The 21,568-nt window shown below is 51.5% G+C and carries 20 protein-coding genes; 2 read left to right on the top strand and 18 right to left on the bottom strand.

The genetic code is table 11. The features are described from left to right. Positions 1 to 88: 88 nt before the first annotated feature. Complete coding sequence (locus tag DP091_RS17505; protein WP_113059497.1) at positions 89 to 1,312, bottom strand: MFS transporter; 1,224 nt, start codon at positions 1,310 to 1,312, stop codon at positions 89 to 91. A gap of 61 nt (positions 1,313 to 1,373) precedes the next feature. Next, on the bottom strand, positions 1,374 to 2,447 hold the full coding sequence (locus tag DP091_RS17500) for an ATP-binding protein (RefSeq protein ID WP_113059496.1): 1,074 nt from the start codon (positions 2,445 to 2,447) through the stop codon (positions 1,374 to 1,376). A gap of 309 nt (positions 2,448 to 2,756) precedes the next feature. Between DP091_RS17500 and DP091_RS17495 the strand changes: the two genes are divergently transcribed. Next, entirely contained in the window at positions 2,757 to 3,377 is a 621-nt protein-coding gene (locus DP091_RS17495; protein ID WP_113059495.1) for a hypothetical protein, read from the top strand. 128 nt (positions 3,378 to 3,505) lie between these two features. Here DP091_RS17495 and DP091_RS17490 read toward each other — a convergent pair whose 3' ends face one another. The 16 genes from DP091_RS17490 to DP091_RS17420 form a co-directional block, all read right to left on the bottom strand. Next, positions 3,506 to 4,168, bottom strand: coding sequence for a YqaA family protein (locus DP091_RS17490; protein WP_071219687.1), 663 nt, complete (start codon positions 4,166 to 4,168; stop codon positions 3,506 to 3,508). Between the two features lie 260 nt (positions 4,169 to 4,428). Further along, positions 4,429 to 5,241 (bottom strand): pyridoxine/pyridoxal/pyridoxamine kinase, encoded by an 813-nt coding sequence (gene pdxK / locus DP091_RS17485; RefSeq protein ID WP_076325345.1) that lies wholly within the window; start codon positions 5,239 to 5,241, stop codon positions 4,429 to 4,431. Positions 5,242 to 5,688: 447 nt separating this feature from the next. After that, on the bottom strand, positions 5,689 to 6,435 hold the full coding sequence (map, locus tag DP091_RS17480; RefSeq protein WP_113059494.1) for a type I methionyl aminopeptidase: 747 nt from the start codon (positions 6,433 to 6,435) through the stop codon (positions 5,689 to 5,691). Between the two features lie 842 nt (positions 6,436 to 7,277). Continuing rightward, positions 7,278 to 7,355, bottom strand: a complete 78-nt coding sequence (locus DP091_RS32265; RefSeq protein ID WP_306438126.1) for an LPXTG cell wall anchor domain-containing protein — start codon at positions 7,353 to 7,355, stop codon at positions 7,278 to 7,280. Between the two features lie 6 nt (positions 7,356 to 7,361). Beyond that, positions 7,362 to 7,907 carry a hypothetical protein gene (locus DP091_RS17475; protein WP_258394598.1) on the bottom strand — a complete coding sequence of 182 codons (546 nt, stop codon included), beginning with the start codon at positions 7,905 to 7,907 and terminating at the stop codon, positions 7,362 to 7,364. 167 nt (positions 7,908 to 8,074) lie between these two features. Then, positions 8,075 to 8,641: a class I SAM-dependent methyltransferase gene (locus tag DP091_RS17470; protein ID WP_113059542.1), complete on the bottom strand. Its 567-nt coding sequence runs from the start codon at positions 8,639 to 8,641 to the stop codon at positions 8,075 to 8,077. Between the two features lie 281 nt (positions 8,642 to 8,922). Then, entirely contained in the window at positions 8,923 to 10,320 is a 1,398-nt protein-coding gene (locus tag DP091_RS17465; RefSeq protein ID WP_113059493.1) for a (Fe-S)-binding protein, read from the bottom strand. Between the two features lie 16 nt (positions 10,321 to 10,336). Further along, complete coding sequence (locus DP091_RS17460; RefSeq protein WP_113059492.1) at positions 10,337 to 11,806, bottom strand: FAD-linked oxidase C-terminal domain-containing protein; 1,470 nt, start codon at positions 11,804 to 11,806, stop codon at positions 10,337 to 10,339. A 123-nt stretch (positions 11,807 to 11,929) separates the two neighbouring features. Beyond that, positions 11,930 to 13,120 carry an anhydro-N-acetylmuramic acid kinase gene (locus tag DP091_RS17455; RefSeq protein ID WP_113059491.1) on the bottom strand — a complete coding sequence of 397 codons (1,191 nt, stop codon included), beginning with the start codon at positions 13,118 to 13,120 and terminating at the stop codon, positions 11,930 to 11,932. A gap of 3 nt (positions 13,121 to 13,123) precedes the next feature. After that, positions 13,124 to 14,302, bottom strand: a complete 1,179-nt coding sequence (locus DP091_RS17450; protein ID WP_113059490.1) for a DUF1343 domain-containing protein — start codon at positions 14,300 to 14,302, stop codon at positions 13,124 to 13,126. Beyond that, the gene (locus DP091_RS17445; protein WP_113059489.1) at positions 14,299 to 14,994 is read right to left on the bottom strand and encodes a YesL family protein; all 696 of its coding nucleotides are present in this window, start codon (positions 14,992 to 14,994) and stop codon (positions 14,299 to 14,301) included. The genes DP091_RS17450 and DP091_RS17445 overlap by 4 nt, the downstream gene beginning before the upstream one ends. Before the next feature lie 26 nt (positions 14,995 to 15,020). Next, positions 15,021 to 16,127 (bottom strand): ABC transporter ATP-binding protein, encoded by a 1,107-nt coding sequence (locus DP091_RS17440; RefSeq protein ID WP_113059488.1) that lies wholly within the window; start codon positions 16,125 to 16,127, stop codon positions 15,021 to 15,023. A 14-nt stretch (positions 16,128 to 16,141) separates the two neighbouring features. Then, positions 16,142 to 16,975 carry a carbohydrate ABC transporter permease gene (locus DP091_RS17435; RefSeq protein WP_113059487.1) on the bottom strand — a complete coding sequence of 278 codons (834 nt, stop codon included), beginning with the start codon at positions 16,973 to 16,975 and terminating at the stop codon, positions 16,142 to 16,144. 33 nt (positions 16,976 to 17,008) lie between these two features. Further along, positions 17,009 to 17,926: a carbohydrate ABC transporter permease gene (locus DP091_RS17430; protein WP_071219698.1), complete on the bottom strand. Its 918-nt coding sequence runs from the start codon at positions 17,924 to 17,926 to the stop codon at positions 17,009 to 17,011. A gap of 131 nt (positions 17,927 to 18,057) precedes the next feature. Next, positions 18,058 to 19,452 (bottom strand): ABC transporter substrate-binding protein, encoded by a 1,395-nt coding sequence (locus DP091_RS17425; protein WP_113059486.1) that lies wholly within the window; start codon positions 19,450 to 19,452, stop codon positions 18,058 to 18,060. 46 nt (positions 19,453 to 19,498) lie between these two features. Then, positions 19,499 to 20,335, bottom strand: coding sequence for a MurR/RpiR family transcriptional regulator (locus tag DP091_RS17420; protein WP_036643553.1), 837 nt, complete (start codon positions 20,333 to 20,335; stop codon positions 19,499 to 19,501). Between the two features lie 225 nt (positions 20,336 to 20,560). Between DP091_RS17420 and DP091_RS17415 the strand changes: the two genes are divergently transcribed. Continuing rightward, the gene (locus tag DP091_RS17415; protein ID WP_113059485.1) at positions 20,561 to 21,517 is read left to right on the top strand and encodes a BadF/BadG/BcrA/BcrD ATPase family protein; all 957 of its coding nucleotides are present in this window, start codon (positions 20,561 to 20,563) and stop codon (positions 21,515 to 21,517) included. Positions 21,518 to 21,568: the final 51 nt, after the last annotated feature.

The following is a 21,568-nucleotide window of genomic DNA, read 5'->3' as shown; positions in this document are numbered from 1 at the left end:
TTTCTTCAGATATCAGACAATATACACTTTCGAAGCATGTCCTGCTTGATTCGAAAGAAAGACGCCATCTAAATTGGTCTCTTTAGCCTTAGTCCGCAAGCTCCAGCCCTTTTGTTTCCTTGCCAAGTATCAATACGCCGAGCGCACCGATCAGAATGGTCACGAAAAACATCACGAAAATGAATTCGATAGGAGTGCCATTTTGCTTCAGCACACCCACAAGCAGCGGCGCAATAACGCCGCCGATCCGTCCGAACGAAGTGGCAAGCCCTACCCCCGTTGAACGAACCTTCGTCGGATAGAGTTCCGGACTGTAGGCATATAGACCTCCCCATGCTCCCAGATTGAAGAATGACAAGGAAATGCCTGCTGCGAGCAGCGAGCCTTCCGTGTTGGCGTAGCCAAACCAGATTGCGCTAAAGGCCGTCAGCACCAAATAGGTAACGAGCACGAATTTTCGCCCGAACTTTTCTATAAAATACGCGGCCGTAAAATAGCCCGGTAACTGGGCAAGCGTCATAATCAGCACATATTGAAAGCTCCTGACCAGACTGAACCCTTTATCGACCATGACGGTCGGAAGCCACAGGAACATGCCGTAATACGAAAATACGACCGTAAACCACAGCACCCACAGCATAATGCTCGTACGCCGATGTTCCACCGACCAGACCGAAGCCACTCGCTGCCCGAAGGTCAGCTTACGGGTAACCTTGGCTTTCTGCTCGATATACCTTGGCGAATCCTCGATGGCACGCCGCAGATAGAGCGCATAAAAAGCAGGCAGAGCTCCAATAACAAAGGCTGTCCGCCAGCCGTAATCCGGGATGACGAAATAAGCAATGAGTGCGGATAGTATCCAGCCTGCCGCCCAGAAGCTTTCCAGCAGCACAACCGCTCTTCCCCGTTCATGAACCGGCATGCTTTCCGATACCAGCGTGGAGGCAACCGGAAGTTCTCCTCCGAGTCCGAAGCCGGCAATAAAGCGCATCAGACACAGCATGATAAAACCGGTAGCCAGCGCGGATAGACCACTCGCAATCGAGAATATGAGCAGCGTCCACAGCAGAATATTTTTCCGTCCGTATTTATCTGCCAGGAATCCAGCCATAGCCGCGCCGAACACCATTCCGATCGATGTAGTGCTTGTCAGAATACCTACCTGCTGTGAGCTCAGCGACCATTCGGCTGCCAGTGCCGCAACAACAAACGAAATCATGCCGACATCCATCGCATCGAACATCCAGCTGGCACCCGCACTGAACAGCAGCTTGCGCCGCTTCGGCTCTTTTAACAATTGCATATTGCCCATATCAGCCGTCCCCTCTCCTATATCTTTCTATAATGTAGAGCGAACCATACGTCTGGTCAAGCTAGATTATGCTCAGCGGCAGGATAACCTTTATGGTCGTTCCCTCCTGATGCTTGCTGGACACGTGAACCTGCCCCTTGTGGTCCTCGATCATTTTTTTGCTGATCATGAATCCCAGGCCGTTCCCTTTCTCCTTCGTCGTGAAGAACGGTTCCCCTAGACGGGAGAGGATCGCTTCCGGAATCCCGCAGCCATTATCCGTAAAATAGATGGCCACGGTGTGGCCGTCGCCTCTCTCTAGCCGAATGGTCAACTCCCCGCCACCCGGCATGGATTCCACCGCATTTTTAATAAAGTTGATGAACGCCTGCTTCAGATGATTCACATCACCCTCCACATTGGCCTCTCGCTCTCCGAAATCCGTTATAATCTCGACGTTATGTATGATGGCCTGCGTATTTAATAGCGTAATCACTTGGTCCAGAAGCTGCCGGATATCGGCACGCTCGAATTTCACGCTTTGCGGTTTCGCCAAAAACAGAAGCTCACTGACGATCAGCTCGATCCTTTCGATCTCCGAGGAGATAATATCGAAATATTCATCCTTCCGGCCAGCGCCGGAGCGAATGAGCTGCACGAACCCTTTAATGGAAGTCATAGGGTTACGAATTTCATGGGCGATCCCTGCTGCAAGTTGACCGGCCATGGACAGCTTATCGGACTGGATCAGCCGCTCCTCTTCTTGATGGGCCGCCTTTTTCATGTCGGTAATATCCGTAAAATGCGCCACATAGCCGAGTGTAGTTCCTTCCTTGCTGCGAGCTGTGCTTAGCATACAAGATACCCACCTGATATCGCCTTGTTTATGTATCAGTCTCTTCTCCAATTGCAAAGAAGCGGTCTTACCCGACTTTAGCTTCTCCATTCTATCTTTGTCCTTATTCACATCCTCCGGATAAATCCAATTGTAATAGGAATGATGCAGACACTCTTCCGCCTCATACCCCAGCATGACGCAAGCAGCGGGATTAATTTTGATAATGCTCCCCTCTGAATCGATGAATACCGTTCCAATCGGCGCTGCTTCAATCGCCTGGACCATAAAATCATAGCTGAGACTTTCACTATTCATCATCGTTTGGAGATCCTCCTGTCTTTCATTGTTCCATCGTTTTACCTATTTCGAGATATCGGATTGCTTCTCCTTTCCTATCGCCTATTGAAAAATATAAATAACGCAAACCAAAGGATAATTTGGACATGAAGCGAATATATTGTTATGAGGTTTCTATTTTTTGGTGGCAATCCCAGCGCTATTCTAGTGAAATTGAGAGAAAATGGTTTTTTTTGACTTGAACGCTTGGGCTTTTTCGTTTATTGTGAAAGAAAGCAAGTCATTTACAATTGCTAGTCGTTAGGACCGTTAACAAAGGAGTTTGCGAGTATGTACACGGAACAAGATATTTGGATTGTGCTTACAGGCACGGGCACCTGGTTCAGCAGAATGATCCAATATTTCACGAAGGCCCCTCTCAACCATGCATCCATCGCGTTTGATTCCGAATTACGCGAAGTGTACAGCTTTGGGCGAAAGAAGGCGAACAATCCGTTTGACGGCGGTTTAGTTCGCGAGAATCTGCGCGACCCCTTCTTCTACACTTCGGAATGCGCGGTTTATCACTTCCGCGTTAGTAAGGAAGACTATCAACGCATGCACAACCTTGTCAAAGAGATGATGCGTGATCAGGACCGCTACAAATATAATCTGCTAGGGCTGCTGGGTATATTGTTTCGGATTCATATTGATCGTGACGACGCTTTCTTCTGCTCCCACTTTGTTGCTACGGTGCTGGAGCAAGCAGGCCTGCGGCCTGTAAACAAGCCTTGTCATCTCGTAACGCCGGAGGATTTCTCCCATTCACCGCAGTTGAATGAAGTCTACCGTGGACCTCTCCACGGGTATCTTACTCAAGACATGACATCCCCGCTATCCCCATCACCGACGTATACTCCTGTGACAACGAAAGGCCGAGGCAAGTTCTTCAGATTCGGAAAAACGGGTTAACACCTAAATATTTAGCTATCATATAAATATGTTTCTCTGACACCTTGGAAAAAAGCAGCCGGGCTCTCACCCGGCTGCTTTTTTATATGATTCTCGCGGGAGGGTATCCCCCACGTCAATGTTCAGCGTTAAGCCGATGGAGTCTGGTCCGACGTCTGCTCCAGTACCGTCTTTTCGACCACAACAGGACTAGATTCACCAGCAGTTTCAGCGAGCTTTTCCTGCTCCATCTTCTTGCGCTTGCGTTTGCGGTTAAAGTACACACCGATCAACAGAAGCGGAACGGCAATAAGCGCGATATATAACGATACGTCCTTAACCATGCCTTCTGCCGCGTTACCGTACAGGTAAAACAAGGTGCCTACAACATAAAACTTGGTGGCTCTGCCCACAGCGGCATAAGCCAGAAGTCTCCATAACGGGAAGTTCAAACACCCCGATAAAATCGTGAACACCTTAAAGGGCACCGGCGTGAAGGAACCAATCAATATGGCGGCCTCGCCGTTTTTCTGAAACATGTTCGTCGCAGCGTCAATCCACTCTTTTTTCAAAATCTTGTATAGTACCGACTTCCCAAGCAGCTTTCCGATTAAATAACCCAGCGGCGTCCCCAGCAAGCACCCGATAAAACCGTACGTTGCGAGCCATAGCGCATCCTGCGGATGCATGATGCTAAGCGAAACCTGCAGAAAAAAAGCGGGAACCGGAAAAATTACAGCATCAGCAAACGAATGAATAAACAATCCCCATGGACCAAAATTTTTCAAAAATTCCAAAATGTCCTGAAACATGTCTCAACCCCTAAACATTTTCTTCCTGCTTCTATCAGACCCTTTATAAATTATAGCACATAATTATACTGGAAAGGACCTAAGCGGCTCTATCCCTGTGTAAAAACCGCGTAAAACGGAGCATGCCTTAGCTCCTATACACTATATGCAGCGAGTTCAACTAACAACAAAAAAACCTTTCTTCTTGGAAGAAAGGTTTTCGGTCACTTCTGCAAGCCGAATTCCATGCATGAATAAGCTTGCAAAAAAGTGTATCTTGTTTAATTTGCAGATAAACTGCGGTGCGCGGAATGTCTTGTCGGACCTACGAATTCATTTAGCGGGAAGCCATTGGAGATGGCTTGGGTAATGAATGCCTTCGCTTGCTGTACCGACTCGCGAACGGTCAAACCTTTGGCAAGATTAGCCGTAATGGAAGCGGATGACGTGCAGCCCGCACCATGGGTGTACTTCGTTACAATGGTGTCGGCCTCGAACCATTCAAAGCTGTTTCCGTCATAGAGCAGGTCCATCGCTTTGCCTTCGCGGATCTTGCCTCTGTCTTTAATCAGCACATTCTTCGCGCCGCGCTCATGAATGATGGCCGCCGCCTCCTGCATTTGATCCAGGGTCGTGATCGGGCCGGACTTGGCCAGCTGGGACGCCTCGAACAGGTTTGGCGTTACCAGATCGGCGCGCGGGAGAAGGAACTCCAGCATCGCTTCCGTATTTTCCGGCTGCAGCACTTCGTCGGTACCTTTGCAGACCATCACCGGATCGATGACGATCCGCTCCAGATTATAGCGGTCGATATACTGGGACACGAGCTCGATGATCTCTACGGATCCGAGCATCCCGGTCTTCATGGCGTCGATGCCAATGCCCTCAAGCACAGTTTTCAACTGGGTTTCGACAATATCTAGCGCCACCGGGAAAACTTGATGATCCCATGTCTTTGGTTCCATGCAGACAATCGTAGTCAATGCGGTCATACCGTATACGTCAAATTCCTGAAACGTCTTCAGATCCGCCTGGATGCCAGCGCCCCCGCTCGTATCCGAGCCGGCTACGGTTAGTGCTTTTCGTATCGTCATGTTCCATGTTCCCTTCGCTTGTAAAATGATTACTCTATTATAAGAAAAACTCGGTTTGGCGTCTATTCGTAGATGTCGCATCCTTCTTTAGCGGAAGTTTTTCTTGCGAGATCAGGAGGGACAGCACCTGAGCAATTACTTCCTGATCTCTAAAGAAAAACTGGGAGTGGCGTCTATTCGCAGATGTCGAATCGAAGTCTATTCAAAGATGAATTCTGAGAGCTACCACATCACTCCGCATGCGGTTTGTTCTTCCGATCGCTGTTGCCCCCCGATTTCCCCTGAATCGCGATATATCGTTCAAATCCGGGGCAAAGGCGAACGCTGCGCTTCTACAGAACAATTCCGCCTGCTCCGTTGGAGCATTTCTTTTGAGTCATGAATAGTGCTTTATAGCTTGTATCGTCCGACGGCTCCAAAGGAGCAACGCCCCTAAGGAGTCGCATCTTATTGTTCTGTCAAGATCACCGGGCCGTCCTTGGTAATGGCAAGCGTATGCTCATACTGCGCGGACCATTTGCCGTCCACCGTTCTTGCGGTCCATCCGTCTGAATCGATCTTGCATTGATATGTGCCAAGATTCAGCATCGGTTCAATGGTAATGACCATGCCCTCTTTAAGACGCGTCCCGCGGTTCGGCGGTCCATAATGCGGCACTTGGGGCTCCTCGTGCATACTTTCGCCGATGGCATGCCCCACGAAGTGGCGGACGACCGATAAATTTTGGGATTCCGCATAGGTTTGGATCGCATGGGAGATGTCTCCGATTCGATTGCCGATCACGGCTTGCTCTATGCCGAGATACAGGGATTTCTTCGTTACGTCCAGCAGATGCTGCGCTTCCTCGGACACGTCTCCGACCGGATAGGACCAAGCGGAATCGGCAAGCCAGCCATCATACTTCACCACCATATCAATGGTAACGATATCCCCGTCCTTCAGTGGCTCATGGCTCGGAAAACCATGGCAAATCACGTCATTAACCGACGCACAGGTAGCAAAGGGATATCCGTGATACCCCTTCTGCTCCGGTGTCGCGCCGCGCTCTGCCAGAAACCGCTCGACAAATTGATCAATCTCCAGTGTCGTCACGCCCGGTTTAATCATCTTGGCAATCTGCCGGTGGCATTCGGCGAGAATGTCCCCTGCCTTATTCATCTTGGCGATTTGTTCTGGTGTTTTAAGGATTATCAATCCTGCTCACTCCTTCTCATATGGCTGTTATCCCCTATTCAAATCAAAAAGCCTTAGCTGACCGAAGATTCTGAAGGACAGGCATCTGCCTCTTCCCACTCCCCGGCCAATAAGGCTGATTCACAATCACAAGGTGTATCTGCTTTCTTCTGGTCTGTATCCAAAAAAAGAAAAGCGAAAAGCGCCCTACCTCATCTTATTCTACTCCTAAGCCAAAGGAACCTCAATCATTTCCATTAGGAACGTCTGCCTTTCGGTTTACGTGCGGACAGGCACGGGAACGGAGGCGTATGCTTGTTGCATCCTCGGAGGCAGCTTCAACTCGGCTGTAACCCAGAAAGTCATATGGCTCTCTATGACCATGAACAGAATCAGGGCACGCAGCATTTTATCTAACTTCGAACTTCATGTATCCAATGACAATCGTTTCTCCTCATATCATCAATATAATGTAAGGTTGCGCAGAAACGATAATTTTACACGCCAGATCACAATTCCTTTCTTTTTTCCTATGTTCATTATATCAAACCGGCCGTTTCTTTAGCTTTCCACTTGTTTCCGGCAGCGTCAGGGCTAGGGCAACGGCAGCCAAAACCACATTAACTGCGAATGCAATATCGCAAGCTCTACCTTTAATACGAATCCATAGGCAGAAGGAAACAAAAAAACCTTCACCCCGTTTATCGCGATAAAGGTTCCATCTTATCAGAAATAGCCGAAAGACATGTTCGTGCCACGAAATGGCGACTGTACAGCAACTGCTACTCCCCTTCACTTGAATTACAAGAGTTACAGCATAGCTGTTTAGCCGCGCAAAAAGAGTTGATGAAATTTTTATACCCCTATATATTTCGCTTATTCTTCCTCCAAAAATAAAGCCATCCCCCCGCTGCCAGCAGCATTGCTGCCGCTATCCACAAGACGGGCTACAGTAAGAATGGAGTTTGACCTGAACCCTGACCTTCACCTGGAGGTATGCCCTCAGCGAGTGTATCAGGCCCTGCTTCACTAGGAGCAGATGCATCTTCTGGAGGATATCCATCTCCAAGCACAATTAGCTCTTGGCCTGCGGTGGAGAGGAGCTTCGTGCCATCGCACATTCCTGTTCTCAGCTGACCCGATTCGGCAGACGCGAACACCAGGAATTCGCTTCCTACGGCAAACTGATCATAACCGCAGCTGGCTGATGACACCGCCGTGGTAAGCTGCGTCATTCCAGCTAATTCGCCCTTCCATACTTCCGTTACTTCTAACCTAACATGGACCGGATCTGCGGATGACATCACCAGCTTCGCCTTCGGGCTAACCAGCTTGGTCACTTTGCCTGCAAATACCGCTGCACTTCGTTCCAAGCCTTCCTCAACCGTAGGCGGCCCCGCACAGGAGCAGGCAAATACGTTGGCTGGTTTGACGGCGTGCAGGCTCATGAGCAGCAACAAGCAGCTTAGTATGATAACCTTGGATTTCCTCATCAATGAATCACCTCAATCCTTAGACGGCCCCCTCCCCCAAAATGTTCCAGCCGCATCCATAAAATGCACCGATTCGAGATCTACCTCCACTAAACGTAGTAAGGCGGCGCTGGGCGGCAAGATCTAAAGGGGAGATGGCATCCAGCAAGAGGCTTCATCGTCATTGGCTATTTACTGGCGATGATCAGATAATGACGCTCCGTAGGATACTCGATTCCTTCCACATGCAGCCCTGCTTGCTCCAACAATGCCTTCATCACATGCGGATCAACCCGGTTCGGACGGGGAACCCGCTTCTCGGCTGGATCCTCCTGCCATTCCAGACACAAGCATCGTCCTCCTGGCCGCAGCACACTTGCTATCTGACGGATGGATTGCTCCAACTGATCGGTGATATGAAGGATCAGGGAGGCAATGACTCGATCCACAGCTTCATGCTCGAAAGGAAGGTTTTCCAGCATCCCTTCCATCACCTTAATATTCGTGAGTCCCTGTTCCTGTGCACGCCCGCGCATCATGTCCAGCATGGCTGGCTCGGTATCCAGCGCATAAACCGTCCCTGTCGTTAACGAGGCTGCCGGTATGGATAAATAACCGGTACCTGCCCCGATATCAAGGACATCCACCTCGCCGCTCACTTGGAGCTTCTCCAGCAGCGAAGATGCCGGTAACTCCTTCTTCCTTTCCGGACTTTCCAATCGGTCTATGAGTGACGGATCAAAGCTCTCTTTCATGGTATCGCTCTCCTCCTCGCATGATTGCATTTTGCTCATATGTACGTTTATGAACCCTGTGAGGGGAAAAATCCCCCTGTCGATCTACCATACCGTTGATAGGGAACGATGTAAACCGGTTCGTTGCTTCATCACTGTAACCTTCCTATTTCACTATATCGATCCGAGAACCATTATATATTAACTGATCGCAATGAACACGCTGAAGGATAATAATCGGACTAAAAAAAGGCACCCCCATGATCCTAGTGACCATGAAGCTGCCCCATTTGTACCATTCGTCACGGCTTATCCTCAATCAGCATCTGCTCTGCCAGGAAATCCGCAAGATGAACGGCCTCTACACCATTTTGCATGCCGGCACGCTCGATCCCCCACTTCATCTGCAGCAGACATCCCGGGTTCGAAGTCACGATGACCTTGGCTCCGGTAGCCTCCACATGTTCCATCTTGTGATCCAAAAGCGTGGTCGACATTTCCGTCTGGGTCAGATTATAAATGCCGGCTGAGCCGCAGCAAACCTCAGCCCCCTGGAGCTCGCACATCTGTACGCCCGGAAGCTGCTGCATCAGCTGGCGCGGCTCTCCTTGCACCCGCATCACATTGCGCAAGTGGCAGGAGTCCTGATAGGTGACAGTTATGGCCTCGTTCTGTGTGCTTTTGGCATGAACCGGCGATAGCGGCCTACCGTGGCTGTGCAGCAGCTCGGAAATATCCTTCACCTGATCTGCAAAAAGAACAGCCGCTCGCTGAAGCCGCTCATCCGGTTCGGCATGCATCAGATGATCATATTCCTTCAGCAGGGCGCCGCAGCCACCCGCATTGCTTGCAATGTAATCCACGTTCGCTTCTCCAAAAGCCCATATGTTCCGGCCGGCCAGCTGTTTGGCATCGTCCATTTCACCGGCATGGGCATGCAGCGCACCACAGCATACCTGCTCCTCCGGAATGACAATCTCGAACCCGGCCTGCCGCAGCAGCCGTACGGTGTTCACGTTCGTGGATGCAAACATGACGTCCATAATGCAGCCACGGAACATGCCGACCCGGCCGACCTTAGATCCGGCCGCAGGGATAACCATAAGCCCCGAACCGCTGTCTGTCTTCTCGCGGCGGTAGGGCAAGCCAGCCTTGCTCCACAGCTCTTCCAGGCCATCGCCCGTTACGTCAGGCAGCGCCTTTTCCAACTGCTGAAGATGGTCGGGAAACAGCCTCATGGCCCCGGAGCTGCGCGCAAACTTCTGCAGCCCGGATTTCTGATAGAACGAAAGCGTCTTGCCGATCAGCTTCAGTCTTCCGCGATGCGGGAATATCCCCTGCAGGAACGTCTTACGGACGACTCGTACCGGCAGCGAATAAGGCTTCTCCGCCGCAATGGCCGCCCGGGTCTGCTCGATCAGCTGACCGTATTTCACGTCGGAAGGACAAGCAGGCTCACAGGCTCTGCAGCCCAGACAAAGATCCATTTGGCTACGAAAGCTTTCATCCGGTTCCATCAAACCATCCACGACCGCTTTCATAAGCGCAATCCGCCCGCGCGGGGAGGCAGCTTCAAGCCCTGTCTCAAGGAATGTCGGACAGGCGGTCTGGCAAAACCCGCAGCGCATACAGTTCGTCAATTGATCCTCATCCAGCGTCAGCTTCAGCGATTGTGCAAGCTTCTCATGGGTTGAATTCATGCGCTATCGCCTCCTCTCACGATGTTTCGATCTTCTGATCCTGATCCGAGCTCGAGTCCCTCTCTGCCTGCTCCGTCCGCTCCTGGAAGACAATCCGCTTCCGGGTTTCCGCAAACAACTTGCCGGGATTCATGATCTGATGCGGATCGATCGCATCTTTAATGGATTTCATCATTTGGATGCCGGCTTCGCCCACCTTCCATTCCAGGTAAGGAGCCTTCACGATACCAACGCCATGCTCGCCGGTAATGGTACCCCCCATGGCAATCGCAGCCTCAAAGATTTCGGCGAATGCCTCCTCCACGCGGTGAATCTCTTCCGGGTCACGGGCATCCGTCATCGCGGTTGGATGCAGGTTGCCATCTCCGGCATGGCCGAATGTGCAAATCTGCACGTCGTATTTCTGTGCGATACGCTGAACTTCAACCACCATGTCCGCAATCTTCGAACGAGGGACCGTCGCGTCCTCCAAGATCGTGGTCGGCCGCAATCGGGACAGCGCCGCAAGCGCGCTCCGCCTTGCCTCCATTACCTTCGCCCCTTCTTCCGGTGTCTTGGCGATACTGAGCTGAACCGCCCCGGAAGCGAGACATATCTCTTCCAGCTTCTTCAGATCCCGCTCCACATCATCGACATTGCCGTCCTGCTCGATCGCCAGCATCGCTTTGGCGTGTACCGGCAGTCCGATTTTGGCAAAATCCTCGACCACCCGGAGGGTCGGCTGATCCATAAATTCCAGGGTGCACGGGAAAATATGATTTGCAATAATATTCGAAACCGTTCGGGCCGCCGCGTTGAGATCGTCATAGACCGCAACCATGGCCTTCCTGTAAGAAGGCTTCGGAATCAACTTGACCGTAGCCTCGGTCAAAATGGCCAGCGTACCGCCCGATCCTACCAACAGTCGGGTCAAATCGTACCCTGCAGCGTCCTTCACCAGCTTGCCGCCTGTGCGCAGGATGCTCCCGTCCGGCAATACGGCCTCCAAGCCGAGTACGTAATCCTTGGTCGTTCCATACTTCAAGCCGCGCAGGCCACCGGCTCCCAAGGCGATGTTGCCGCCCATCGTGCAGATAATCATGCTGCTCGGATCCGGAGGATAGAATAATCCCGTCCGTTCAACCGCCAGATGAAACTGCTTCGTATTCAGACCGGTCTGGAAGGTTGCGGTAAGATTATCGGCATCGATCTCCAGCAGCTTATTCATACGGGTCATGACCACGATCAGACCACCCTGAAGCGGAATGGTCCCGCCGCACAGATTGCTGCCTGCGCCCCGCGTAATCACGGGTATGCGATGTTTTGAGCAAATTTTGACGATGTCGGAGACCTCCTGCGTACTTCCGGGAAAGATAACCCCGTCCGGCATCGCTTGATACAACGGCGTAGCATCATAACTGTAAGAAACGAGGCTCTCCGGATCATCCTTGAACCACTTCACGCCAACCACGGCGGCCAGCTGCTCGCGAATGGCAGATTCCAGCATGTTGTTTCTCCCCTCCCCTATAGGGTTTGACTGTAATAAAGTAATCCACTACTTAACAAATTGGTTCCAACTTTATCCGTGAGCCATCGCTTGGCTCTTCCGTTTGCTGGCTTTAATGAAGGTTTATGGCAGCGCCAGCTTCCCCATAACGGTCGGTCTGATCGCTCCGGTAGCTGCCGGCAAATTGTTAGGAACGCCGAGCATGAAGTCATTGCCCAGCAGCGCAAAAATCACGGCTTCCTTGGCATCGTCATCGAAGCCCAGCGCCTTGGAGGTCATGACCTTCTGCTCCGGCAGCAGCTCCCTTAACATCGAGAGCAGCGTCTTGTTATGGGCCCCTCCGCCGGTTATGATCACTTCATCGATTGTATGACGTGGAAACACATATTTCACATAGCTATCCGCAATGGAATGTGCGGTAAACGCCGTGGCCGTGGCCATCGTATCCTCATCCGAGAGGTTTCTGAGCCCGGCTTGCTCCAGAAACGAAACCGCATAGTTGTGACCGAACAGTTCCCTGCCCGTTGATTTCGGCGGTTCTGCATGAAAATAGGGATGCGCCATCATCTCCCTTAACAAATCCTGATCCGGGTTGCCTCGGGCAGCCCATTGTCCGCTGTCGTCATACGAAAGCTGCCCTCCGGATAGCATATGAGCTGCGGCATCCATGATCATATTGCCGGGTCCGGTATCAAAGGCCAGCACATCCGAAGGATCCGCCCCTGCGGGCAGCGCCGTGCAATTGCCGATCCCGCCGATGTTCTGCAGCAGCCTTCCCCGCTCCGGGTGCCGGAACAGAATTAAATCTCCGTAAGGCGCAAACGGGGCCCCTTGCCCCCCAACCGCCATATCCGCCGGCCGGAAGTCCCCTGCCGTAAGTTTGCCGGTGTGCTTGGCGATAACGGAAATATCGCCAATCTGTAGAGTGGAAGCGACAGCATATGGATCCCCTTGTTCCGGTATGGGCTGATGCCAAATCGTCTGTCCATGAGAGCTTACCAAATCCACCTCATCGATTCGCATGCCGGCATCGGCAACCGCTTCCAGGACTGCCGTTCCAAACTGATACCCCAAGTATGCATTCATACTGCAAACAGCAGCGCTATTGGAATTCTCCTCACTGCACAAATCGCGCAGCCGCTGACGGAGTTCCGGTTCGTAAGGCTTGTTATAGTAATGCAGCAGCTCAACCGATGCCTCGAAGCCGCTGCCGTGTATGCGAACGATGGCTGCATCGATGCCGTCAAGCGAAGTGCCCGACATCAAGCCGACCACAACGGTAGGCCTTCCATCCTTCCATGGCGAGAACATCATGTTTTACGCCTCCCCGTACAGCAGATAAGGAGCCCGTATCGCTCTCCACTGCTCCGCATCCTTGCCCCACTCGGCAATCATGCGCTGAAGCCCGGCTTCTTCGTGGATATGCCGCCGAACTTCCTCGCTGCCCGTCAGCAAATCAATAAAGTACCGATTACGTCCTTCCGGCGGGCTAAGCCACTGGAACTGATCCGGGTACATCCGGCTGACCAGATGCAGCAGCACAAGCCCTGTGCGCACAGCCTCCACTTCTGCCGGATGAGTGACAAAGAGCATCACCCCGCCGCAGCCTTCGCCCTGATGCTTCGAGAAGGTAGGCGTCATGTACATGGAATGGGCATGAACGCCTGACAGTCCGTACGCGTTGAACGCCTTCGCCAGTTCTTCGCCATTGACCCATGGAGCGCCGATCCATTCAAACGGCCGGGTCGTCCCCCTGCCTTCCGAAAGATTGGTCCCTTCGAAGAAGCAGGTCCCGCTGTACAGCCGTACCGTATCCATTGTGGGGATGTTCGGCGACGGCAGTACCCACGGCAGACCCGTGTCGGTATATTCCATACCGCGCGTCCAGCCTTCGAGCCCAATAACATCCAGATCGCTGCCTGTTCCCCGCATGTCATTGGCCATGCGCGCGAATTCGCCGATGGTCATCCCGGTGCTAATCGGAATCTGCCATCCGCCCACCATGGATTCATATCCCTGCTTAAGGAAACCTCCTTCAACACGCTTGCCGCCCAGCGGATTCGGCCGATCCAGGACAAGCAGGCTCTTCCCATGCTCGGCGCAGGCCTCCATGACATACAGCAGCGTTGTCATATACGTATAAAAACGCACCCCAAGGTCTTGAATATCGAAGATGACCGTATCCACGTCGTTCAGCATGTCGGCGTCCGGTTTACGCCGCGAGCCATACAGACTATACACCGGCACACCGAATACCGGGTCCACTTCATCATCGACGTGCTTGCCTGCCTGCAGCTGGCCGCGCAGCCCGTGCTCGCAAGCGAATAAAGCCGTCAACTCCGATCCGGGCAAGCCTGCAATCACCTCGATAGATGAGCGAAAATCCGACGTGAGCCCCGTCGGATTCGTAATGACGCCAAGGCGACGACCCGTGATTTTCTCATGCTCGATGTCCGGCAGCACATCAATTCCGCTTCGTACATTACCTCTTGTCATATGCTTACACCTCCTGCTTTCGAGGCTACAATACCGTCCTCCGCCGGTTTGGCCTCTTCCGGATTCAGTACATTATACGTAACCTTATGCTGGTATATGGCCCACATGCCGTTAAACAAAAATCCGAAGCCAACGACCGTAACCATCAGTGGAATCGCAACGCAGAAGGCTTGAAAGCATGCGCCCAGCGTATACGCCGGAAACTTCAGGAACAGCTTCACGCTGTGGGCCATGGCCTTGAAGATGCCCATCCCTTCCTGAAGGACAAGCTGAAAGGTGTAGAATTGGGAGATGAGCGCCATGATAACGAAATAGGTCTGGAACACGCCAATCGCAAGATAACCGATTCCCTCTTTGCCCCCGTAGTACCACCAGGTGGACCACAAGATAAGCACCATCACCACGAAGAAGAAGCCCATGACTACGGCAGGTCCAAATCCCTTAAGCGCACCTTGAAACACATCCTTGAGTCTCGATTTGCCCCGTTCCGTTCTGCGGTGATACGCATAACAAACTCCGTAAAATAACGGCATGTACAGAACCGGCAGCAGCACCAGCGCTGTCCATAGCGGAACGAACATAACCACCGTAACGAGCACCAGCGAGGTAATCATGCTGTATAAGGCCACCGCCGTAATCTCACGGTATATCTCAACCCCGGTCTTCTTCAACACATCATTCAGCTTGCGCATAGCTTTCCTCTCCTCTTCGTCGTTGTTTACCAATCGATACGCTGCTCCGTCTCAGGATCGAAGAAATGCACTTTATCGAAATTGAAAATGAAGGTTTTGTCCATGCCCGGATAACCCGTCGTTTCCGGGTGAACCTTCGCCGTAACCGTCCGGTTCCCTACGCGGAAGTACACCAGATTCTCCGAACCCAAATGCTCGACGACCTGGACCTTCGTGGAGTACTTGTAATCCAGATTGGTTGTGCCCGGCATATCCTCACCCGTTATATGCTCAGGGCGGATACCCAGGATGAGATGCCCGTTATCGTATTTGCTCAGCGCACCCGCCATCGAATCCGGGATGGTAAATGTTCCGCCTTCCATCCGGAGCACGTTCCCTTCCTTCCGCACATCGATGAAGTTCATCGGCGGAGAGCCGATAAAGCCGGCCACAAACATGTTTTGCGGATTCGCATACAGCTCGGTAGGTGATGCGATCTGCTGGATAATTCCGTTGTTCATTACGACGATCCGCTCACCGAGCGTCATCGCTTCAACCTGATCATGCGTGACGTATACAATGGTGGCTTCCAGTCGCTTGTGCAGCTCGGACAGTTCCACCCGCATCTGCACGCGAAGCTTCGCATCCAGGTTCGACAGCGGCTCGTCAAACAGGAACACCTGCGGATCGCGCACGATGGCCCGCCCTACCGCAACGCGCTGACGCTGTCCGCCGGACAGCTCGCGCGGCTTTCGATCAATCATCGACTCCAGGCCGAGGATGGAGGCTGCCTGCGATACCTTTTGCTCAATATAAGCCTTTGGCTTCTTCAGGTTCTTTAAGCCGAAGGAGAGATTCTCGCGAATGGTCATATGGGGATACAGCGCATAGTCCTGAAACACCATCGCGATATCACGATCTTTCGGGTGAAGATTGTTTACCACTCTGTCGCCGATGATGATATCGCCGGACGTTTGACGCTCCAGCCCGGCAATCATGCGCAGGGAAGTGGTTTTGCCGCAGCCGGAAGGACCGACGAAAACAACGAACTCTTTATCATGGATCACAAAGTCCGACCCCGCTACAGCGGTAAACGTCCCTTTGTTGTCGTCTACAAATTCTTTTCGTATATTACGGAATTCTACGCGTGCCATAACTTTGCCTCCTTCTAGCCTTTAACGGCTCCAATGGTGATGCCTTGCAGGAAATAGCGCTGAAGCGAGAAGAACAAGATCATCATCGGCAGTGCCGCGACGGTTGCTCCAGCCATAAGTGCGCCGAAATCGGTCGTGTCCGCATAGACGAAGGATGCAAGACCGACCTGAATCGTCCTCATCTCCGTCGAGTTGGTCACGAGGAAGGGCCAGAAGAAATCGTTCCATGATGCAACAAACGTGAAAATCGCCAGCACGGCGAGACCCGGCTTCGCCATCGGAAGAATAACCTTCCAGAAGATGCCGAATTCGCCGCAAGCATCGATACGCGCTGCATGAATCAGCGAGGTAGGCAGTGATGACATGTACTGCTTCATCAAGAAAATGTTGCCCACGCTTACAATGCCGGGAAGAAGAATAGCCGTATATGTATTCCCGAGATCAAACACGTCAATCATCAAAATGTAGAGCGGAATCAGCGTCACCTGCGCCGGGATCATCATCGTGCTGAGCAAAATCCAGAATACCGCTTTGTTCCCCGGAAACTTCAGCTTCGCAAAAGCATAACCTGCGAGCGAAGCCAGGAATACGTTGGTCACCGTCAGGATGGATGAGATCAATAAGGAGTTAAAGAGCCACCTCATGACGTTGGTTTTGCCAAAAAAACGTTCGTACGGGGCTACGGAGAATACCTCCGGTATCATTTTCGGGATAAACGATGCCGCTGACTTCGTGTCCTGCACAGAACCGATCAGCATCCAGTACATCGGAATGATCGTCAGAACGCTCCATACCACCAGGATGACCGAAGCCACTATCAGCATGATCACTTTTGATCTTGATTTCATAGGTGCACCCCCTTTTAGCTTCAGAAATAAACGTTAATACTCCACGTCGGACGAGAAGTACTTGAACTGAATGATGGAAATGACAATAATCAATGCAGCCAGTACAAAAGATTGCGCTGCCGCGAGTCCAAACTCGTAGAAGTTGAACGCCGTGCTGTAAATCAGATAGGCGATCGTTGTCGTCGCGAAGTTCGGTCCGCCCTGCGTCATCAAATACACGGATATAAACACCTGGAAGGATGTTATGACGCCCGTCACCAGCAGGTATAATGTGGTTGGTTTCATCAGCGGCCACGTAATGCGCCAGAATTTGGACCAGCCGCTTGCATGGTCGATGTCCGCGGCTTCATAGAGCGATTTGGGAATCCCGCCCATGGCGGCCAGATAGAGAATAATACCTGCACCATGCGAACCGAGCCAGTTCATCAAAATGAGCGAAAAGAGCGCGGTGTTCGATTTACCGAGCCATATGACCGGGTCCAATCCGAACAAACCGATAAAACGATTCAACAGCCCGGCATGCGTCGGGTCGTAAATCGCGAGCCATACGACCGAAATGGTGACGCCGGAAGCAACGGCCGGCAGGTACATTGTAGCCTTGAAGAACGTCTGCCATTTATTCTTCATTTGAAAAATAAAAAAGGATAATGCATACGTAATGACAATGTTGACCGGAACCGTGCCGATCGTGAATATGACAGTATTCTTCATGGATTTCCAGAACACTTCATCCTGTACCATCCGTGTATAGTTGTCCGTTCCAATCCATTCGGAGCCCATTACGCTGTATTCCTGGAAGCTCATCAGAAAAGCGGAGGCGACCGGGTAAAGCGTAAATATCAAGAACAACAAGACTGGGGCCAGGATGAATAAATACGCCCATCCATATTCGCGTAGGTACCCCTTCATGGGGGGACGTGATGGCCGGGCTTGCGCCGGGGCAGTCTGCATTTGATTTCCTCCTTTGCGCACAGGTGAAGTATTTTCATGAAGGCCTTATAGAGCCTTTAGCGATTGGTTTAAAAAGGGAGTGCCCCGATCGTTCCTGCTAAGGACAACGGGACACCCCCTTATAACTTCAATTACTGTCCTAAAATTTGTTTGCCTTTGTCCTTGAAGTCTTGTGCGATCTGCTCCGGCGTCTTCTCACCCGAGAACAGCGCTTGGATATTCGGCTTCACCACTTGCTCCTTAAACTTCTTCTGGTTACCTGAAGCTTCTGCATCGAGATTCAAGGTCACCGGAATTTCCTTGAAGTTTGCGAAGATTTCCGCTGCCTTAATTGTAGATTCCGTACCGAGGCCTTTACCTTCATAAAACTCCGCCTGGGATTTACGTACGAAAGGCAATACCAATTCATTGGCGGAATTACCGGCTTTCGCCCCGCTCAATCCTTCCATGATCAGGAATGTGTTCTTTGCATGCTCTTCGCCTTTATCCTTCTTCTGCTTGAACGCTACGTAACCTTCTCCAAACATGGATGTCTTTCGCTCAGCCCCATCATTATGCGGAACCGGCAGCAGAACGAAGTCGATTTTGGCGCCCTGGACCGTACCGCTGTCAATATCCTTCGCACGGTTCTGCAGCATCACGTCATAGTAAGGGATCGCCTTGGACACGATCGCGGCTTCCTCGGCGTAGAACAGGTCCATCCGTTTTGCCGGCGTAATCGCGGCAGTCTCGGCAGGCAGATGACCGGCTTTCATCAGATCCGACACGAAGGTCATCGTATCCAGAATCCGTTCGTCGTTCCATTGGAACTCGCCTTTATCGTTCAACACGTCCGGCATGCCGTTGCTGCGCGTCAGCATTTCCATGAAGTCCAGCGAAGTGCCGTCCGTTACCAGCGCATATTGCGTATTGCCATTAGGAAGCTTCTTGGTCAGCTTCTCGGCAGCTGCCTTGAACTCAGTCCAGGTCCAGCCGTTCTCTTGAATGGCCTTCCAGTCGATTCCCGCTTCTTCGAGGATCTTCTTGTTGCCGCCCCAAGCCCAAAGGGATTGGTACAGCGGAAGCCCATACTGCTTGCCCTGGATTTGACCCAGCTCAAGCGTTCCCGGCAGGTAGTCGTTTTTGATCTCGTCCGTAATATAAGGGGTCAGTTCCAGTGCCAGGCCTGTATCTACATAAGCGCCATCCACCGCGTGGAAGTAAAGATCAGGCGGGTTACCGGCATTCAGGGCCACATCGAACTTCTTTGGACCTTCGGCCCAGGAGAGCACTTCGGTTTGGACCGTAATATGCGGATATTTTTCTTTCAGATCCGCTACATGCTCTTTCAACTCATCTTCGTATTTACCATGTACCGGATAAGTCCAGACGACAACCGTATCCTGCTTCGGTGCGGCTTCACCATTTCCTTCCGAAGCGGTTCCTGTTCCGCCTTCCGGAGTCTTCGCCCCGCCGGAACCGCCGCAAGCTGCGGTAAACACGAGCATTAAAGAAGCCAACAATGTAAGCCAACCTTTTTTCTTCATGCACTACTCCCCTTATCATTTATATATTTGTGGTTTTCGCTATGAACTACAACCGCTTGATCGCTTGCCGGCTCTCATCCAGATATTTCACTGAATTCTCGTAATTCCGGCTGGCGACGCCAAGATATAAAATATCGATAAGATTAAGCTGCGTAATACGAGAGGACATCGCGCCACTGCGAATCTCGTTCTCCGTGGAGGAAGTGTACAAGGGAATGTCCACCGATCGGCTCAAGGTAGAATCGCCGTATTTGGTAATGCCAATCGTCTTGCATCCCTTCTCCTTCGCAATAGCTGCCGCGCGGATTACTTCATCCGTTTCACCGGAGTAGGAAATGCATACGGCCGCATCATCTGGAGTCAGCAGCACCGCCGAGGTGAGCTGAACATGAGGGTCCGGAAAAGATATGCATACCTTATTAATCCGCAAAAATTTCTGTTGGGCATCCATTCCGATCAGATTTGAAGCCCCTACCCCGAACATGAAAATGCGCTTCGACTGATCGAGGGCCAGAACGGCCTCTTCCACCTTCCCTTCCTCCATAATCTTCATCGTATCCCGAATCGATTGAATGTTGTTGTTCGAGACGTTCTGTATAATTGCAGAAATGCTGTCATTGGGCCGGATATCCTGATATCCGGTGGCTAATGGCTCCTGCAAGTCTCCGGCTACCTTCAGCTTCAGATCCTGATAGCCTTTGAAACCCATCGTTTTGCACAGGCGCACAATGGCAGCCTGACTGGAACCGCTTCGGACTGCAAGATCCGCGACCGACATCTGTATCATCTCTGCCGGTTCCTGCAAAATGAAGGCTGCAACTTTGCGCTCGGACGGATTTAATGAATCGTACACCTCACGCAATCGAACCAATCCGCCGTTCATTTCTTGCCCCCCTTTACAAATCATCCTCTGACGGTCACTACTATGTAACATTACTTTACACATATTGAATGAAAGCATGACTGGTATCGCTTTCACTATCAGTGGATTGAGTTCATTATAAATTGTATGAAATTATATTTCAATACATAAATCATTATTTAAAATTTTATTTTACAACACTTCTGTTTTCTCCTATACTGGATATAGAAAGCGAAGTGGTTCAATATGGAAATTTTTATCGGTGTTGACGGTGGCGGTACCAAGACTGAAGCAACCGCTATCAATAGCGCTGGGGAAGTGTTGTCCCGGTATACCGGAGGTTCCACCAATCCTTATATTGTAACCTTTGATAAAGCGATGGAGGAACTCCGAACGGTGTTGGATGAGCTTCTGGCACCTCTTTTTGATAAGTCACCATTATTTACATCAATATGTCTTGGAATGTCAGGTATAAGCTCTGCAGAAGAACGACGCCAAGTTCAGTCTTTCCTTCATTCCTATTTCCAGCAACGGCAGCTCTCGATGCATATTTACATGCGCTCGGAAGCTGAAATTTCATTAATGGCCGTACTGGAACGCCAGTATGGAATCCTTGCGATCTCGGGAACCGGATCCAATACCTACGCTATAACCAAATCGGGAGACATTCACCGCGTCGGTGGCTGGGGACATCTTCTTGGAGACGAAGGCAGCGGTTATCAGATCGGACTTCAGACTCTGAAAACCGTCATGAAGAGCCATGAGGGCATTATGCCTCCCACCATTATGAGCAGCCTGATTGTTGCAGCCTATCCTCTCCAGCATATTACCGATCTTAAATCTTACATCTACCAGCCCGCTATAACGAAACAGGATATCGCTTCCTTCGCCCGCTGCTGCATAGAAGCAGCCGAAGCTGGTGACGAAGCGGCGGACCGCATCATCCGGCAGCAGGCGGCAGAACTGGCCGATACGACAAGCGCTCTCATCAGGCAGCAAGCTGAATTCGCTGAGAGTGAACTCGTGCGGATCGGCTCGATCTTCAAACATTCGCCATTGTTTCGGGAGACATACGCCGGCATTCTGCTATCGCGTTATCCCCGCCTCCGGTTCCCCGAAGGAAATCGTGAACGTACACCCGCCCATGGTGCGGCTCTGTTAGCCTGCAAGCTATTTACAGACGGCGTCTCTGACTTGCTGTAGCTTTACATCAGTGCCCGTCCATATTCCAAGGCAAAAAAGGAGACCTGTCTC

The organism is Paenibacillus sp. MDMC362, assembly GCF_003269305.1.
Lineage (GTDB): Bacteria > Bacillota > Bacilli > Paenibacillales > Paenibacillaceae > Paenibacillus_AQ.
Note: the sequence above shows the minus strand (reverse complement) of the source record. Positions and strands in the feature narration are given on the sequence as shown.

Coding starts and splice junctions, on each gene's coding strand:
- DP091_RS17505 (WP_113059497.1), bottom strand. CDS start 1,312: ATGGGCAATATGCAATTGTTAAAAGAGCCGAAGCGGCGCAAGCTGCTG.
- DP091_RS17500 (WP_113059496.1), bottom strand. CDS start 2,447: ATGATGAATAGTGAAAGTCTCAGCTATGATTTTATGGTCCAGGCGATT.
- DP091_RS17495 (WP_113059495.1), top strand. CDS start 2,757: ATGTACACGGAACAAGATATTTGGATTGTGCTTACAGGCACGGGCACC.
- DP091_RS17490 (WP_071219687.1), bottom strand. CDS start 4,168: ATGTTTCAGGACATTTTGGAATTTTTGAAAAATTTTGGTCCATGGGGA.
- pdxK (WP_076325345.1), bottom strand. CDS start 5,241: ATGACGATACGAAAAGCACTAACCGTAGCCGGCTCGGATACGAGCGGG.
- DP091_RS17475 (WP_258394598.1), bottom strand. CDS start 7,907: ATGAGGAAATCCAAGGTTATCATACTAAGCTGCTTGTTGCTGCTCATG.
- DP091_RS17470 (WP_113059542.1), bottom strand. CDS start 8,641: ATGAAAGAGAGCTTTGATCCGTCACTCATAGACCGATTGGAAAGTCCG.
- DP091_RS17465 (WP_113059493.1), bottom strand. CDS start 10,320: ATGAATTCAACCCATGAGAAGCTTGCACAATCGCTGAAGCTGACGCTG.
- DP091_RS17460 (WP_113059492.1), bottom strand. CDS start 11,806: ATGCTGGAATCTGCCATTCGCGAGCAGCTGGCCGCCGTGGTTGGCGTG.
- DP091_RS17455 (WP_113059491.1), bottom strand. CDS start 13,120: ATGATGTTCTCGCCATGGAAGGATGGAAGGCCTACCGTTGTGGTCGGC.
- DP091_RS17450 (WP_113059490.1), bottom strand. CDS start 14,302: ATGACAAGAGGTAATGTACGAAGCGGAATTGATGTGCTGCCGGACATC.
- DP091_RS17445 (WP_113059489.1), bottom strand. CDS start 14,994: ATGCGCAAGCTGAATGATGTGTTGAAGAAGACCGGGGTTGAGATATAC.
- DP091_RS17440 (WP_113059488.1), bottom strand. CDS start 16,127: ATGGCACGCGTAGAATTCCGTAATATACGAAAAGAATTTGTAGACGAC.
- DP091_RS17435 (WP_113059487.1), bottom strand. CDS start 16,975: ATGAAATCAAGATCAAAAGTGATCATGCTGATAGTGGCTTCGGTCATC.
- DP091_RS17430 (WP_071219698.1), bottom strand. CDS start 17,926: ATGCAGACTGCCCCGGCGCAAGCCCGGCCATCACGTCCCCCCATGAAG.
- DP091_RS17425 (WP_113059486.1), bottom strand. CDS start 19,452: ATGAAGAAAAAAGGTTGGCTTACATTGTTGGCTTCTTTAATGCTCGTG.
- DP091_RS17420 (WP_036643553.1), bottom strand. CDS start 20,335: ATGAACGGCGGATTGGTTCGATTGCGTGAGGTGTACGATTCATTAAAT.
- DP091_RS17415 (WP_113059485.1), top strand. CDS start 20,561: ATGGAAATTTTTATCGGTGTTGACGGTGGCGGTACCAAGACTGAAGCA.